Source organism: Microbacterium lacus (assembly GCF_044794305.1).
Classification (GTDB): Bacteria; Actinomycetota; Actinomycetes; order Actinomycetales; family Microbacteriaceae; genus Microbacterium; species Microbacterium lacus_B.
This window is the reverse complement of the sequence record NZ_CP084996.1, coordinates 1,480,474-1,494,562: the sequence shown is the minus strand read 5'-3', so window position 1 is coordinate 1,494,562 and position 14,089 is coordinate 1,480,474. Positions and strand designations below refer to the sequence as shown.

At 67.3% G+C, this 14,089-nt stretch carries 11 protein-coding genes; 7 read left to right on the top strand and 4 right to left on the bottom strand.

Annotation, left to right across the window (positions count from 1 at the left end; all coding sequences use genetic code 11):
* Positions 1-54: 54 nt before the first annotated feature.
* Entirely contained in the window at positions 55-1,473 is a 1,419-nt protein-coding gene (locus LG299_RS07270; RefSeq protein ID WP_404434400.1) for a DUF222 domain-containing protein, read from the bottom strand.
* 187 nt (positions 1,474-1,660) lie between these two features.
* Here LG299_RS07270 and LG299_RS07265 point away from each other — a divergent pair, with 187 nt between their 5' ends.
* The 7 genes from LG299_RS07265 to ccsB all read left to right on the top strand — a co-directional run bounded on the left by LG299_RS07265 (position 1,661) and on the right by ccsB (position 7,873).
* Positions 1,661-2,047, top strand: coding sequence for a hypothetical protein (locus LG299_RS07265; protein ID WP_404434398.1), 387 nt, complete (start codon positions 1,661-1,663; stop codon positions 2,045-2,047).
* Positions 2,048-2,180: 133 nt separating this feature from the next.
* Positions 2,181-2,915, top strand: coding sequence for a DedA family protein (locus LG299_RS07260; RefSeq protein ID WP_404434397.1), 735 nt, complete (start codon positions 2,181-2,183; stop codon positions 2,913-2,915).
* A 53-nt stretch (positions 2,916-2,968) separates the two neighbouring features.
* Positions 2,969-3,598: a histidine phosphatase family protein gene (locus LG299_RS07255; protein WP_404434396.1), complete on the top strand. Its 630-nt coding sequence runs from the start codon at positions 2,969-2,971 to the stop codon at positions 3,596-3,598.
* A complete protein-coding gene (locus LG299_RS07250) occupies positions 3,595-4,197 on the top strand; it encodes a TlpA family protein disulfide reductase (RefSeq protein ID WP_404434395.1) in 603 nt (200 codons plus the stop codon). The genes LG299_RS07255 and LG299_RS07250 overlap by 4 nt, the downstream gene beginning before the upstream one ends.
* On the top strand, positions 4,194-5,045 hold the full coding sequence (locus LG299_RS07245; RefSeq protein WP_404434394.1) for a cytochrome c biogenesis CcdA family protein: 852 nt from the start codon (positions 4,194-4,196) through the stop codon (positions 5,043-5,045). The genes LG299_RS07250 and LG299_RS07245 overlap by 4 nt, the downstream gene beginning before the upstream one ends.
* A complete protein-coding gene (locus tag LG299_RS07240; protein WP_404434393.1) occupies positions 5,026-6,813 on the top strand; it encodes a cytochrome c biogenesis protein ResB in 1,788 nt (595 codons plus the stop codon). The genes LG299_RS07245 and LG299_RS07240 overlap by 20 nt, the downstream gene beginning before the upstream one ends.
* Positions 6,814-6,817: 4 nt before the next feature.
* A complete protein-coding gene (gene ccsB, locus LG299_RS07235; protein ID WP_404434392.1) occupies positions 6,818-7,873 on the top strand; it encodes a c-type cytochrome biogenesis protein CcsB in 1,056 nt (351 codons plus the stop codon).
* 92 nt (positions 7,874-7,965) lie between these two features.
* Here the strand turns inward: ccsB and LG299_RS07230 are convergent, their stop codons facing one another.
* From LG299_RS07230 to LG299_RS07220, 3 genes are all read right to left on the bottom strand, one after another.
* The gene (locus LG299_RS07230) at positions 7,966-8,628 is read right to left on the bottom strand and encodes an endonuclease domain-containing protein (protein WP_404434391.1); all 663 of its coding nucleotides are present in this window, start codon (positions 8,626-8,628) and stop codon (positions 7,966-7,968) included.
* Positions 8,629-9,141: 513 nt separating this feature from the next.
* Positions 9,142-11,184 carry a YhgE/Pip family protein gene (locus LG299_RS07225; RefSeq protein WP_404434389.1) on the bottom strand — a complete coding sequence of 681 codons (2,043 nt, stop codon included), beginning with the start codon at positions 11,182-11,184 and terminating at the stop codon, positions 9,142-9,144.
* Positions 11,181-13,979: an efflux RND transporter permease subunit gene (locus tag LG299_RS07220; protein WP_404434388.1), complete on the bottom strand. Its 2,799-nt coding sequence runs from the start codon at positions 13,977-13,979 to the stop codon at positions 11,181-11,183. Before LG299_RS07220 ends, LG299_RS07225 begins: the two co-directional genes overlap by 4 nt.
* Positions 13,980-14,089 lie beyond the last annotated feature (110 nt).

Genomic DNA, 14,089 nt, shown 5'->3' with positions numbered 1-14,089 from the left:
TTCAGTCTACGCGGGCGGATGCTGCGCCCATGCTGGTGCGGATACGCGCGCGAATCACGTCCGGCGGCCGACCAGGTCGAGCATGCGCACGCGGGATCTTGTGACCGGGCGCCAACGGAGGGTGTGGTCGAACCATCGCGGAGCCTGGACTTCGGGGACGCCGCGATTCATGCGGATTCTCCACGGCCCGGTATCGATGAAGCGGTGATGCCACCAACACAGGAGGACACCGTTGTCGCTGTGGGTCGGGCCGCCCTGGGAGTGCTCGGTGACGTGATGGACTTCGCACCAGCCCGCGGGAACGCCGCAGCCCGGAATGAGGCACCCGCCGTCACGGACGGCGATGGCCCGGCGCTGGTGTCGGTTGAAAAGGCGCTCTTCGGTGCCGAGGCGGAGGATGCGGCCCTCGTGGTTGAGTGCGACGCGCTGCACCACACCGCTGCACCCGACGTGACGGGCAACGGTCATCGACACGGGTTCGTCGGTGCCTTCGACGGTAGCCCATCCGGTGTCTGCGGTGAGGTCTTCGGCGCGTACCGAGACGACGAGCGTGGGTGCCGCGCCGCCGATGGTGGGCAGGTCGCCGCTGCGCGCCGCAACCGACAGGGCGAGCGCGAGCGCGTCGTGCGCTTTCTGCGCGCGCGTCCGGTCGTCACGCGGGTGGTCTTCACTGTCGTCGGCGGTCGGCTGATCGGAGTCGACGAAGCGCACACTCGACGCGGGGGAGCCGACCGTCGCGTCGATGATCATCTGAAGTTGCGCGGCAACCTCGGGGAGCAATCCGCCGGTGATCGGGATGAGGCCGTGACGGGAACGACCGAGCGAGACTCCCCGGCGCGGAGTGATGTCGCGATCGTGCGGTTCAGAGCCATCCTGATCGAGCGCGATCGCCCACACCTGTGCGTGCACGCGCAGCACGTCGGCGTCGACGGGTGGCGCCGAATCAGGCCCCTCGCCACGGGCATGGGCGGCCAAAACCTCGTCGGCCAGCAACACCTTCTCGACGGACACTCGGTCGCGCATCTCGAGCAGGGTCGGACCGACCGCGAGCACGCCGTCGATGCCGACCTCGCCGCTGAGGAGCGCCGCTCGCAACGCCGGAAGCGGGGCAGGACGCTCTTCGTCGGTGAGCGCGTCCCACATCGGGGCGACCGCACGCTGTGCGCGTTCGAGGCGCCCGGCGGTCTGACTCGAACACAGCATGAGCCGTCGCACGAGTTCGTTCAGGTTGTGGCATCCCTGCCGTGTCGTGAGCCGCGTGTCGACATCGCGCCCGCCCGAGCGCTCTGCAAGCTCACCCACTCCCTCGATCAACAGCCCTTCGGCGAGGCGAGCGATGTCGCCGACAAGCGCGATCGCCGCGGTCAGATCGTCGTCCTTGGCATGATGCAGCGCGTGCTGCTGGAGCACCGCGCCGAGCGACTCGGCCACCTGCGAGCGCAGGTTTTCGAGGTGCTCGACGAGGGCTTCCATACACCTATTCTGCTGAGGAGTTCCGACATTCCAACCCAGATCAGAGGCTGAAAATGCAGTCTCGGAAAGAGTGTCTTGAACCAATTTCGACCCTTCCCCCGAACCGAGCTTCTGCCGTGCCCGACATTCGCCGAGCGCTACAGATTCCTGCGAGCGCGGCAGCGATCGCCGTAGCGCTCGCTGGAAAGTGCAGCGCTCGTCCCGATACGATTCCCGCGTGAGCAGTCAGCCGCTGGCGAAGCCCCCGGTCAAGGGATGGGACGTCGGCGTCACGGTCGTCCTCCTCGTGGTCGATGCGGCCCTGGCGTTCGCGGCATCCGTCATGGGAATGTTCCTGATCATGGCGTCTGACCCGTGCGGGGTGCGCGACTGCAGCAACGACCTGATCGTGCTCGGCTGGTTGATCGGAATGATCCTGCCCTGGATCGTTTTCATCGTCACCTCGATCGTCTGCATCGTGCGCCTGGTTCGGCGCAAGGTCGCCTTCTGGGTTGCTCTTCTCGGCGCGTTCGGCATCGGCCTCGCGCTTCTCCTCGCGTTCATGGTGACGGCCGCCGGGGTCCCCTCGAGCTGACCGGCATCGTCATCCGGCCAGGCAATGCACAGGTTCTCGTAACTTTGGGCCCCTAGCCTGAAGGTGTCGTGCCACAGTGGCCGCGGCATCCGATCACCGAGCATCACCCCCGACACATGGGAGCGAATCAACGATGACCGATACCGCGACAGACGGTTCTTGGCTCAGCGCACTACTGGAATGGTCCGTGTCACTCATGGACACGGTCGGTCCCGCCGGCGCGGGCATCGCCATTGCGCTCGAGAACCTCTTCCCGCCGCTGCCCAGCGAAGTCGTCCTGCCGATGGCGGGGCTCGCCGCGAGCAACGGGTCGTTCAGCCTCTTCGAGGCTCTCGCCTGGACCACGGTGGGATCCATCGTCGGTGCCTTCCTGCTGTACGGGCTCGGCGCCTGGCTCGGACTGCGTCGCCTCCGCGCGATCGCGTCGAAGGTTCCGCTGCTGCACCCCGAAGACATCGACCGCACGGTCGGGTGGTTCCTGCGCCACGGCGGCAAGGCCGTGTTCTTCGGACGGATGATCCCGATCTTCCGCAGCCTGATCTCGATCCCAGCCGGCATCACGCGCATGCCGCTGTGGAAGTTCGGTCTGCTGACCGCCGCCGGAAGCCTCGTCTGGAACTCGATCTTCGTCATGGCGGGCTTCCTCCTGGGTGAGTCCTGGCACGTGGTCGAGCAGTACGTCGACGTGCTGCAGTACTTCGTGATCGGCGCAGTCGTGATCGGAGTCGCCTGGTTCGTCTTCGCCCGCACCCGTGCGCTCGTGGCGTCGGCACGCGGTCGCAAAGACAACGAGACCGACACGCTGGATGCTGAACTCGAAGCGCTCGAGAGCGAACTCGACGAGCGCGCCGAGGCCTCCCGCGACTGAGCTGAAGCCGACGCTCAGCCCGTCCACAGACGCGCCCGCCGTAGACTAGAACGGTGCCCGCCGACCGCCTCCATCTCGTGCGCCACGGAGAGGTTCACAACCCCGGCCGTGTCCTCTACGGCAGGCTTCCCTCGTTCGGACTGAGTGCCGACGGCAGGCGCATGGCGCGGCAGGCGGCCGAGTATGTCCACGGCCTCGAGCGCCCCGTGACGGCTCTGATCGCGTCGCCGTTGCAGCGCACGCGCGAGTCGTCCGAACCCTTCACCGAGCTCTTCGGCATCGAACCGGTGATCGACGACCGCGTGATCGAGCCCACGAACGTGTTCGAGGGCCAACGCATGAAGCGCGCCCTCATGAACCCGCTCAACTGGTGGCATCTGCGTGGGCCCGAGATTCCGTCGTGGGGTGAGCCGTACGCGCAGGTCGTTGAGCGCATGGAGTCGGCGATGAGGGATGCCTGGACCTCTGCCGACGGCGGAGACGTCGTGATCGTCAGCCACCAGCTGCCGATTTGGATCACCCACCTCGCCGTTGCGGGCCTTCCCACCCGCCATGACCCGCGCCGCAGGCGCTGTGCGCTGTCGAGCGTGACGAGCTTCGAGCTCGTCGGTGATGTCTGGCGCGAGGTCGACTACGTAGAACCGGCCTCGACGGCCGGCGCCGTGGATGTGGGGGCGGTATGAACCATTCGCTCCGTCGAGCCGCCGCCGCCGTGCTCGCCCTCACGCTGGTCGGCGCGCTCGCCGCGTGTTCGAACGACCCGCTCGCCGAGCAGTATCTTGCTGGCGACAACAAAGGGTTCGTGGCCGCCGACGGGTTCACGTTCGTCGAAATCCCGGAGTCCGAGCGCACTGAACCCGTCGAATTCGAAGGCGTCCTGGACGTCGGAGGAACGACATCCAGCGCCGACTACGCGGATGATGTCGTCGTCGTCAACTTCTGGTACGCGGCGTGCGCTCCGTGCCGGGTCGAGGCGCCCGTGCTCGAGGAAGTGAACGCGGAGTACGCCGGCGACGGCGTGCAGTTTCTCGGCATCAACCTCTATGACGGTGCCGAGACCTCGCGTGCATTCGCTGAGACGCACGGCGTCACATACCCCAGCGCTCTCGCCACTGAAGACGGCTCCATCAAGCTCGCCTTCGCAGGACAGACGCCGCTCAGCGCCGTGCCGGTGACCCTCGTGCTCGACCGGGAAGGGCGCGTCGCCGCTCGGCTCATCGGACTCATTTCCGAGTCGTCGATCCTCTCGACAATCGTGCGTGATGTCGCGGAGGAATCGTGAACCTCACCGAGATCGTCGCGGACGGCTCCCTGCTCGTGGCGATCCCGATCGCCGTGCTCGCGGGTCTCGTGTCGTTCCTCTCGCCCTGCGTGCTGCCGCTCGTGCCCGGCTACCTCGGCTTCATCGGCGGCGCCGTCGCCCCACGCGAGCCACGCGAGGTTCCCGCTATCGCGCGCGCGTCGGCCGATGCGGCGCGGGCGTCTCGAAGTTCGCGCGACAGTTCGACGTCGTCGACGGTGGAGGCTGCGACTGAGGTCGACACGCAGCCCACGCGCGGCCGACTCCTGGTTGGCGTGCTGCTGTTCATCGCGGGCTTCACCGTCGTCTTCGTCGCGATCAACATGCTGGGCGGCACGCTCGGACGCTTCTTCATCGAGTACCAGGACCTCATTACTCGCGTTCTCGGAGTCGTCATCATCGTCATGGGCTTCGTCTTCATCGGGCTGCTCGGCTTCGCACAGCGGACCACGAGGCCGCAAGTGCGCAGTAACCTTGGACTCGCGGGTGCACCGCTGCTCGGCCTCGCACTCGGTATCGGCTGGGCGCCGTGCATCGGCCCGACGCTCGCCGTCATCCTCGGGATGTCGTTCGACACGGCTTCCGCGGGCCGCGGGGCAATTCTGGGCCTCGCCTACTCGCTCGGACTCGGCATCCCCTTTGTCCTCATCACTCTCGGCTTCGGCTGGGCTACGCGCTCGGTGTCGTTCGTGAGGCGTCATATCCGGGTCGTGAACGTAATCGGCGGCGTTGTGCTCGTCGTCCTCGGCCTCCTCATGGTGACGGGTGTCTGGACGACGTGGATGGCTCAGCTGCAGGGGGTGTTCGCCAGTGTCCCCACGATCATCTAGCGCCTCGACAGACTCGGCACCCGCCGCGACCGAAGGCACGCTCCGCCCGTCGGATCACGCCGAGTCCGACGCATCCGAGATCCAGCAACCGGCTCTCGGCCTCGTCGGGTGGTTGCGCTGGGGCTGGCGGCAGCTCACCAGCATGCGCACCGCGCTCGTCCTGCTGCTCCTGCTCGCCATCGCGGCCGTGCCCGGATCGATCGTGCCGCAGCGCAGCGCCGACCCGAACGGCGTCACGCAGTACTTCACCGACAACCCCGATCTCGCGCCGATTCTCGACGGGCTGAGCCTCTTCGACGTGTACCCGTCGCCATGGTTCTCGGCGATCTACATCCTGCTGTTCGTCTCGCTCATCGGTTGCGTCATCCCGCGCACGAAGCACCACTACAAGGCCCTCCGGTCGCGGCCCCCGCGCACGCCTGCGCGACTGGGGCGCCTCGGCGACCACCGCGAGCGCGTGGTCGAACTCGATGCGGATCAGGATGCTGCGGCCGCAGCATCCGCCACGATCGACCTTGCCCAGCAACAACTGCGCAAAGCGGGCTATCGGGTCGAGCGATACGACGCAGGCCACACGCTCTCGGTGTCGGCAGAGCGCGGGTACCTGCGCGAGACCGGGAACCTCGTTTTTCACACGGCCTTGATCGGCGTCCTCGTGGCCGTGGGCATCGGCGGCGGGTTCGCCTACACCGGCCAGACCGTCATCATCGAGGGCCGCACGTTCGTCAACACGATGCTGGACTACACGTCGTTCAACCCCGGTCGCTTCGTCGACACCGACGGGCTCACCCCGTACTCGATCACCCTCGACTCGTTCGATGTGACGTACGTGGCGCCGGGCACAGCGGGTGCGGGGCAAGCGGGGGACTTCTCGGCGAACGTCACGACACAGTTCCCCGGCGAAGAGTCCAGCGAAGCATCTGTGCGGGTAAACCATCCGATGGAGATCGCCGGAGACCGCGTCTACCTCATGGGCAACGGCTACGCGCCCACGATCCGAATTCGGGATGCGGAGGGCGAGGTCGTCTTCGACGAGTCCGTGCCGTTCTTGCCGCAGGATACGTCGATGACCTCGGTGGGGGTTCTCAAGATCGCCGACGGCATGCCCGAACAGCTGGGGCTCGTGGGCTTCTTCTACCCCACGGCTCAGCCGCTCGCCTCAGGAGCCCTCACCTCGGTCTACCCCGCGCTCGTCTACCCGGTCGTCACGCTCAATGTGTTCTCGGGCGACCTGGGGATCGACGATGGAACACCCCGGTCGGTGTACACGCTCGACACCGGGGATATGGAGCGACTCACCGGGGGAGATACGGGCGTCGATTCGCTCCAACTTCTGCCCGGCCAGTTCGTGGACCTGCCCGACGGTCTCGGGACGATCGAGTTCGTCGACGAAGCCTCGGCTGCCGCTCCGATCGAAGCCGACCCCGACGCGCCGATGACCGGCGGCGACTTCGCCGGTTCGGTCAAGCGGTACGTGTCGCTCTCGATCCATCGGGATGCCGCGGCCGGCTGGGTGCTGATCTTCGCGCTGCTGGCGACCGCCGGCCTGCTCGCCGGACTCTTCGTCCCGCGTCGGCGAATGTGGGTCAAGGTGCAGCCGTCGGGGAACACGCTCACGGTCGAGTACGCCGGGCTTGCTCGAGGCGAGGACCCGACCCTGGCGGCCGCCGTCGAACAGTTCGCGACCCGGCACGGTGAAGCGGTGGATGCGACCGTTGGAGGAGCTGGTCTCGGCCGGGACGAGGCATCCGGACCGCGCGTAAACTGAGTTCATGCCCGAACTTTTCGCGTTGAGCGCTGCCTCGTCGGACCCCGTATCGCTCGACTCGATCTCGGTGCTTCTGGTGTGGACGGCCATCGCTATCTACGCGCTCGCGTTCATCGCGTACGCGGTCGACCTCGCTCGTCGCGGGGACCAGGCCGTGCGCGCACAGGATGTGGCGCGCGAGCGCGAGCTCGTCGCGGCCGGTGGCCGCGAGACGATTTCGCAGGTGCGCGTGAGCGAAGCGTCGTCGACGATGGATGCTGCGCCCGGCGACCGCCCGCGCTATGTGTGGGCCCGCATCGGCACCACTCTGACCGTGCTCGGCTTCCTCTTCCACGTCGGCGCCGACATCACCCGCGGCATCGCGGCCGGCCGTGTTCCGTGGTCGAACATGTACGAGTTCGCACTCACCGGAACGATGTTGATCGTGGCGGTCTACCTCGTCGTGCTGCTGCGGTACGACCTGCGCTTCTTGGGCACCTTCATCACCGGACTGACGGTTGTGCTCTTGGGCGGCACGGCGATCTGGTTCTACACGATCGTGCTTCCGCTGGCGGATCCACTCAAGTCGGTGTGGCTCGTCATCCACGTCTTTGTCGCGTCACTGGCGACCGCGCTGTTCGCCCTCGCCTTCGCGCTCTCGGTCATGCAACTCATGCAGGCCCGCCGTGAGCGTCGCGCGGTCGCCGCCGCAGCATCCGACGATTCCGCAGTGAAGACCGGCCCGCGCTTTCTGCGCACACTCCCCAGCGCCGAGGCGCTCGAATCGCTGGCTTACCGCTTCGCGATCATCGGCTTCATCTTCTGGACCTTCACCCTCATCGCCGGCTCCATCTGGGCCAACGACGCGTGGGGCCGGTATTGGGGCTTCGACACGAAGGAAGTCTGGACCTTCGTGATCTGGGTGCTCTACGCCGGCTACATTCACGCCCGCGCGACCCGCGGCTGGCGCGGCACGCGATCGGCGTGGCTGTCGATCATCGGCTTCACGGCGGTGCTTTTCAACTTCACGATCGTGAACATGTTCTTCAAGGGCCTGCACGTCTACTCGGGCCTGAGCTGAGCCACCCCTCGCGCCCGCTCACTCGCCCGCCTGCTGTTGAGTGTCCAAAACACGCGGGGTGAGGTCACGGCTCGCCCGCGTGTTTTGGACACTCAACCCGGGGAGGGCCAGCCTCGCGTGACGAGAACGTTGCGCACACGGGCGACGATGTCGCGCTGAGGGTAGTCGAAGTGGTGTGCAAGCACGCGAATCAGCGTCCAACCGAGGCCCTCGATCTCAGCCCACCGATCGGCATCGCGGGCGAACTGCTCAGTCTCGGCATGGTGACGCCCGTCGTATTCGACTGCGACGCGATACTGCGGGAACGCCATGTCGAGGCGAGCAGCGAAACTACCTGACGGATGCCGAAGCTCCCAGTTCAGCAACGGTTCGGGGAGCCCTGCCCTGACGATGAGCAACCGCGTCTCGGTCTCTTTGGGAGATTCCGCACCGTGCCGTGACTCCTCACAGGCCTGCCTGAGATCGATCGCCCCGCGCCGTCGCACCCGCGACGCAGCTTCAGCGAGTTCGTCGGCATCAGCGAGTCCGCGCGTGAGAATGCCGTCGGCGGCCACGATCAACTGGTCGCGGTTGAGAAACCTGCGGTCCGTGAAGGGTCGTGCGCGCAAGGGATCGTCCCACGCCACCCCACGCCGCGGAGGTCGCGGGCGCAGCATCGCACCGAGTTGCGCCCAAGTCTCGGCTGGCAGCGGGACGGGAAGCCCGTTGTGCAGGGTGAGATCGGTCGGCTGGAGGTCAAGCCGATGCCCGGTCACGCCCTGCGTTCGTGGCTCCCGCCGACCGAGGAGAGAACCCACATGGAGCCTCTCGGACTCGACCCATCGCGGCAGGTCGAACCCCCAGATCGCGGCAGCAGTCGTGTGAGTGAAGCACTGTAGCGGTGCAAGCCGAGGGAGTAGATCGCGGCAACGACCTTCAACCGTAGCGGGTTGAGGAAGCGCAGGCGCCCGGACTGCGTGGAACGGTGCGCGGAGGTCTGACGCGCGCAAGCGACCGTCGGAAACTCCCCAGCGTCGAGCATCTCGGACGCTGAAGGCAACGCCATTGAGGTCAGGAGGAAGCTCGGAAGGCAGCATCCATTCATCGCATCGCACGACGCAACCCGCGCGCGGGCTCCGACGTTCTTCTGTGGAGGGTCAGCCGCCCATGGCTCCTGTGCAGGAACCGCCGCTACAGCCGATGAGTGTCCAAGCCACGCCGAGAGAAGCCGACGGCCTCCGGCGTGTCTTGGACACTCAACAGGAGGGGAGGGGGAGGGGGGCTGAGGGTCAGGCGGGGAGGGCGGATGCTGCGACCAGCGTCCGCGTCGAAACCGTGCGTCGACGCACCACTGCGATCGTCGTGGCGATGAAGGCGAGCAGCGACCACACGATGAGCCCCGCGAAGCCCGCTCCCACGCCCGAACCCGAGGTGAGGGCAGCGACCATCCCGTTGTAGGCCGATGCCGTCGGCATGAGGTTTGCGATGCCCGACAGGGCGACCGGCGCGGTCGAGACCACACCGGTCGCGACAGCGAGCACACCGATCAGCGCCGACACCCAGCGACCAGCGCCGCCGAAGACGGCCACGAGCGCTTGGTTGACCGCGGCGAAGGCGATGCCGGCGACGACCGCTAGGGCGGCGAAGACCGACCACGCTCCGAAGTCATAACCAGCGGCGATCTGCACCACGATTGCGACGAGCAGACCCTGGGCCGCGCCGAGCGCGGCAGCAGGCAACAGCCCGCGACCGGCTAGCACCGCCGAGGGCGCGCGCGAGGCGAGCGCACGGCGCGAGACGGCCTGCAGGGCGACGAACGTGCCGAGCGCGCCGAACCACAGCGCGAGCATCGCGAGGAGCGGAATCGCCGAGGCGCCGAAGAGCGAGGTGCCGATGCCGTCCGCTTCGACAGGAGTGGCGACGACGTCGGCGAGGCTGGATGCTTCGGCATCCGTGTACGAAGGAATCGAGGTGGCGGCAGTCTGGAGGCCGGTGGCGAGCTCGCTCGTACCGTCGGCGAGTGAGCGCACGCCGCCAGCCAGGGTCGATGCTCCGGTGGCCGCCTGATTCGCGCCGTCGGCGAGCTGCACAGCGCCCGTGCCGAGGCCGGTCGCTCCGGTTTGGATACCGGCAGCACCCGTCGCCAGTTCGCCCGCGCCGGCGGCCGACTGGTCGATTCCTCCGGCCAACTGGGTGAGTCCGCCGCCGAGCGTCCGAACCGAGGAGGAGATCGTGCCGAACTGCTTGGCGATCGCTGTCGGGAGCCCCGCCGCGAGGCCGTCGACGGCCTGCGAGGTGCCCGTCGCGAGCTGCGAGGTGCCGGTGGCAGCCTGGTCGGCAGCGGTCGCGGCGGTCACGAGGCTGTCGCAGAACGTCTGCGTTCCCCCGTTCGTGACACAGGTGTTCGCGAGAGCGAGCACGGCCGCTGCGGCCTGTGCAGAGCCTTCAGCGGTGTCCTTGGTCAGAGTGGCGACGTCGGTGATCTTGGAGGGGACAAGCCCGTTCGCCAGGATCGCGGAGGCACCAGCATCCACCCCATCAGCGATCTGGTTGGCGCCCGCCGCAGCGTTGCGCGTCTCACCCGCGATGGTGTTCAGTCCCGATCCGAGCGCACCCGCGCCGGACGAGAGCTGCCGTGCGCCATCGGAGAGTTGATCGGCGCCGCCGGCGAGCTGGGTCGCACCGTCGCCGAGCAGAGTGATGCCGCCCGGGAGTTCAGCCGCGCCGTCCGCGGCCGCCGACGCGCCATCGGCGAGCTGCACGGCGCCGTCGGCTGCGGTGCCCAGCTGGTCACCGAGCGTCGTGAAGCCGAGGAACACGTTCTCGAGGTAGACCGACGAGAGCTGCTCGCCGAGGATCGATGCTGCTGCCGTAGCCACTTGCGCGGTGATGGCGTCATCGACGATGAGGCTGTCGGGCGGGGTCTGCACGTCGATCGTGGCGCGCTCGGGCGTTCCGCCCGGAGCGGTAGAGGTTGCTGCGGCCGAGAAGTTCGCGGGGATCGTGATGACGGCCGCGTACGTGCCGTCGGCCAGGCCGCTCGCGGCATCCTCCGAGTTCGAGATGGTCCAGGTGAGGTTGCTCGCCAGGTCATCCGACCCTTCGACGAGTCCCGAGGTGAGCTGACGCCCGAGCGGAACGATCTGCTCGTCGATCGTGACGGGTTCATCGTTGTTGACGATGGCAGCGTTCAGGCTATCGAGACGCTCGACCGGGTTGTACAGGGCGGCGACGAGGATGCCGCCGATGATGACCGGCAACAGCAGCACGCCGATGAGGGTCAGCCAGGTGATGGGGCGGCGCGAGCGGGCGCGCTCGATGGAGAGAGTCATGCGTTCACCTCAGAAGAGAGTGCGGAAGAAGGAGTTGCGGTGCCGCGGCCTGGCAGCGGGCCCGCGAGATCGATCGGGTGCGCCGAGAGGTCGAGAACCCGGGGCTTCTCCCGTCGGGCGTCGACGAGGATCGCCGAGGCCAGGTTTGTGTCAGCCGCAGAGGCCACGACGGTGGTCCCGGCGGCATCGCGCAGGGTCGAGGTGATGCGCTCGCGGCCCGAACCTGCAGGCACCGTATCGAGGCCGTCGACGACGATGATGCCCGGGTTGCCGCGCAGCGCCTGACGCAGCTCCGCCACCGGGTCATCGGCTCCTGCGAGCAACGCGACACCGACGTGACTGCGCACCCAGGCGGCGCGCTCGGGCATCAGGTGACCCGCGACGCGGAGCCTGCCGCCCGTAGGCGCCACGCGCCCGGCGACGGTGAGCAGAAGCGCCCGCGCCGCGACGGGGTCGCCCGCGGTGACGACGAGCGATTCGCCCGGCTCGAGGCGTGCATCGACGCCGCGGAAGAGTGCGCGGTCGTCTTCGGCAACGATGAGATCTTCGGCGACCACCGCTGCGGTCGTATCGGGCTCTGGCCAATCGGCGAGCGCCAGTTCGCGCTCGACGGCCTCGCCTTCGATGTCGAAGTGGGGGAGCACGCGCTCGAGCCAGCGAGGCATCCACCACGCTTTTTCACCCATCAGTGCCATCAGCGCGGGAATCAGGGTCATGCGCACGAGGAACGCGTCGATCGCGATGCCGACGGCGAGTCCGAGTGCGATCGGCTTGATCGACGCATCGCCTTCGGGAACGAAGGCCGCGAATACGGCGAACATGATCAGGGCTGCGGCGGTGACGACGCGGGCGGATGCGGTGAACCCCGAGCGAATCGCGCCCAGCGCGATCGCCCGGCCGTCGACGGGTTCGCCGCCGGCGAGGGCACGGGCACGGGCGTGAACGTAGTCCTCGCGCATGCGCGACACGAGGAACACCTGGTAGTCCATCGCGAGCCCGAACAGCACGCCCATCAGCACGATCGGCATGAAGCTGATCACGGGCCCGACGCGGGCGATGTGCAGCAGGTCGGCGAACCAGCCCCACTCGAAGACGGCTGCCACCACACCGAATGCGGCGGCGACCGAGAGCAGGTATCCGACGGCGGCGGTCAGGGGCACGGCAATCGAGCGGAACACGATCATGAGCAGGATGAACGAGAGTCCGACGACGAATACGCCGAACGGCAAGAGTGCGGCGCCGAGGCGGTCAGAGATGTCGATCGCGACGGCGGTGAAGCCGGTGACGGTGAGGTCGACGCCGTACTCCTCGTAGAGGCGATCAGCTTCGATGCGCAGCGCGCGCACGAGCTCGGCCGTCTCAGGGTCATCGGGCGCAGTGGTCGGAATCACCTGAATGATGCCGGTGTCGGCGGTCTGGTTGGGGGTCGCGAGTGCGACCTCTTTCACGCCGGGGACCTTCTCGATCTCGGCGCCCAGGTCTTGCATGAGGCCGAGCGGATCGGTCGAGGTCACGATCGTACCGGTCATGATGAGCGGCCCGTTGAAGCCAGGGCCGAACTGCTCAGCGGCGAGGTCGTAGCTCACACGCACGGGAGATGACTCGGGCTGCACGCCACCGTTCGGAAGCGCGAGAGCGAGGCTCGACGCGGGGATCGCGAGGACACCGAGCGTGAGGGTCACGGCGACGGTGGTGATGACGGGATGCTTCGTCACGATCGTGACCCAGCGGTTGTCCTTCTTCGGCCCGATCGGCGGCTTGCGGCGGCGCTTCCATCCGATGACGCGCCCCTTGACGAACCCCAGCAGAGCAGGGGTCAGGGTGACGGCGACCATCACTGAGATCGCCACAGCGACAGAGGCGGCGATACCCATCGTGGTGAGGAACGGGATGTTCGCGAAAGCAAGGCCGACGAGGGCGATCATCACCGTGATGCCGGCGAACACCACGGCAGAACCCGCCGTGCCGGTCGCGCGGGCGACGGACTCTTCGGGGTCCATCCCTTCGCGCACTTGGTCTTGATGTCGAGCGGCGATGAAGAGGGCGTAGTCGATGCCGACCGCGAGCCCGAGCATGAGCGCGAGCAGGGGAGTGGTCGACGAGATCGACGCGACGACGGTCGAGAGCAGAATGAGCGCCATCGAAATCCCGACGCCGATGATTGCTGTCGCCAGAGGAAGACCCGCGACCAAGAACGAGCGGAAGGTCACCATCAACACGAGCAGTGCGATCAGGATGCCGATGCCCTCGGTGATCGTGAGCCCGGGCACGGACTGCGAGAACAGATCTCCGCCGAGAGCGACCTGCGCTCCCTCGGGAAGAGCCCCGGCGATGTCGTTCGAAACGGCGGTCAAGGCATCCTTCGACCCTTGACTCACCTCGGTTGCTTGCCCGTCGAACTGCAGGCGAATGATCGCGGCGGTTTCGTCTTCGTTGACGAGTCCGGCGACGATTTCGCCGAACGGATCGGTGACACCGAGCACGCCATCGACGTCGGAGAGTTCTGCGACGGCACCTTCGATCGAACCGCGGTACGGCTCATCGACGATCGATTCGCCGTCGCCTGCGACGACGACGATCTGCGCGCTCGTGCCACTGACTTCGGGGAAGGTGCGGCTCAACTGCTCAAGACCGGCCTGTGCTTCAGTGCCAGGAATCGAGAACGAGTTGTCAGTGCCCTTGCTGAAGGCGAGGGCGCCTCCGCCGGCGAGGCCGAGAAGCAGAAGCCATGCGACGAGTACGCGCCAGGGGTGACGGAACGACCAACGCCCAAGGGCATACAGCAGGGTAGACACAACGCCTCCGGAGGGCCGGGATCAGATTGGATTGATACAGCGTTGTATCGGATACATGAGTGTATCGTAGGGCGCGCGCGTCGCTCGAAACTGGGCGGACGGTGTGTGTT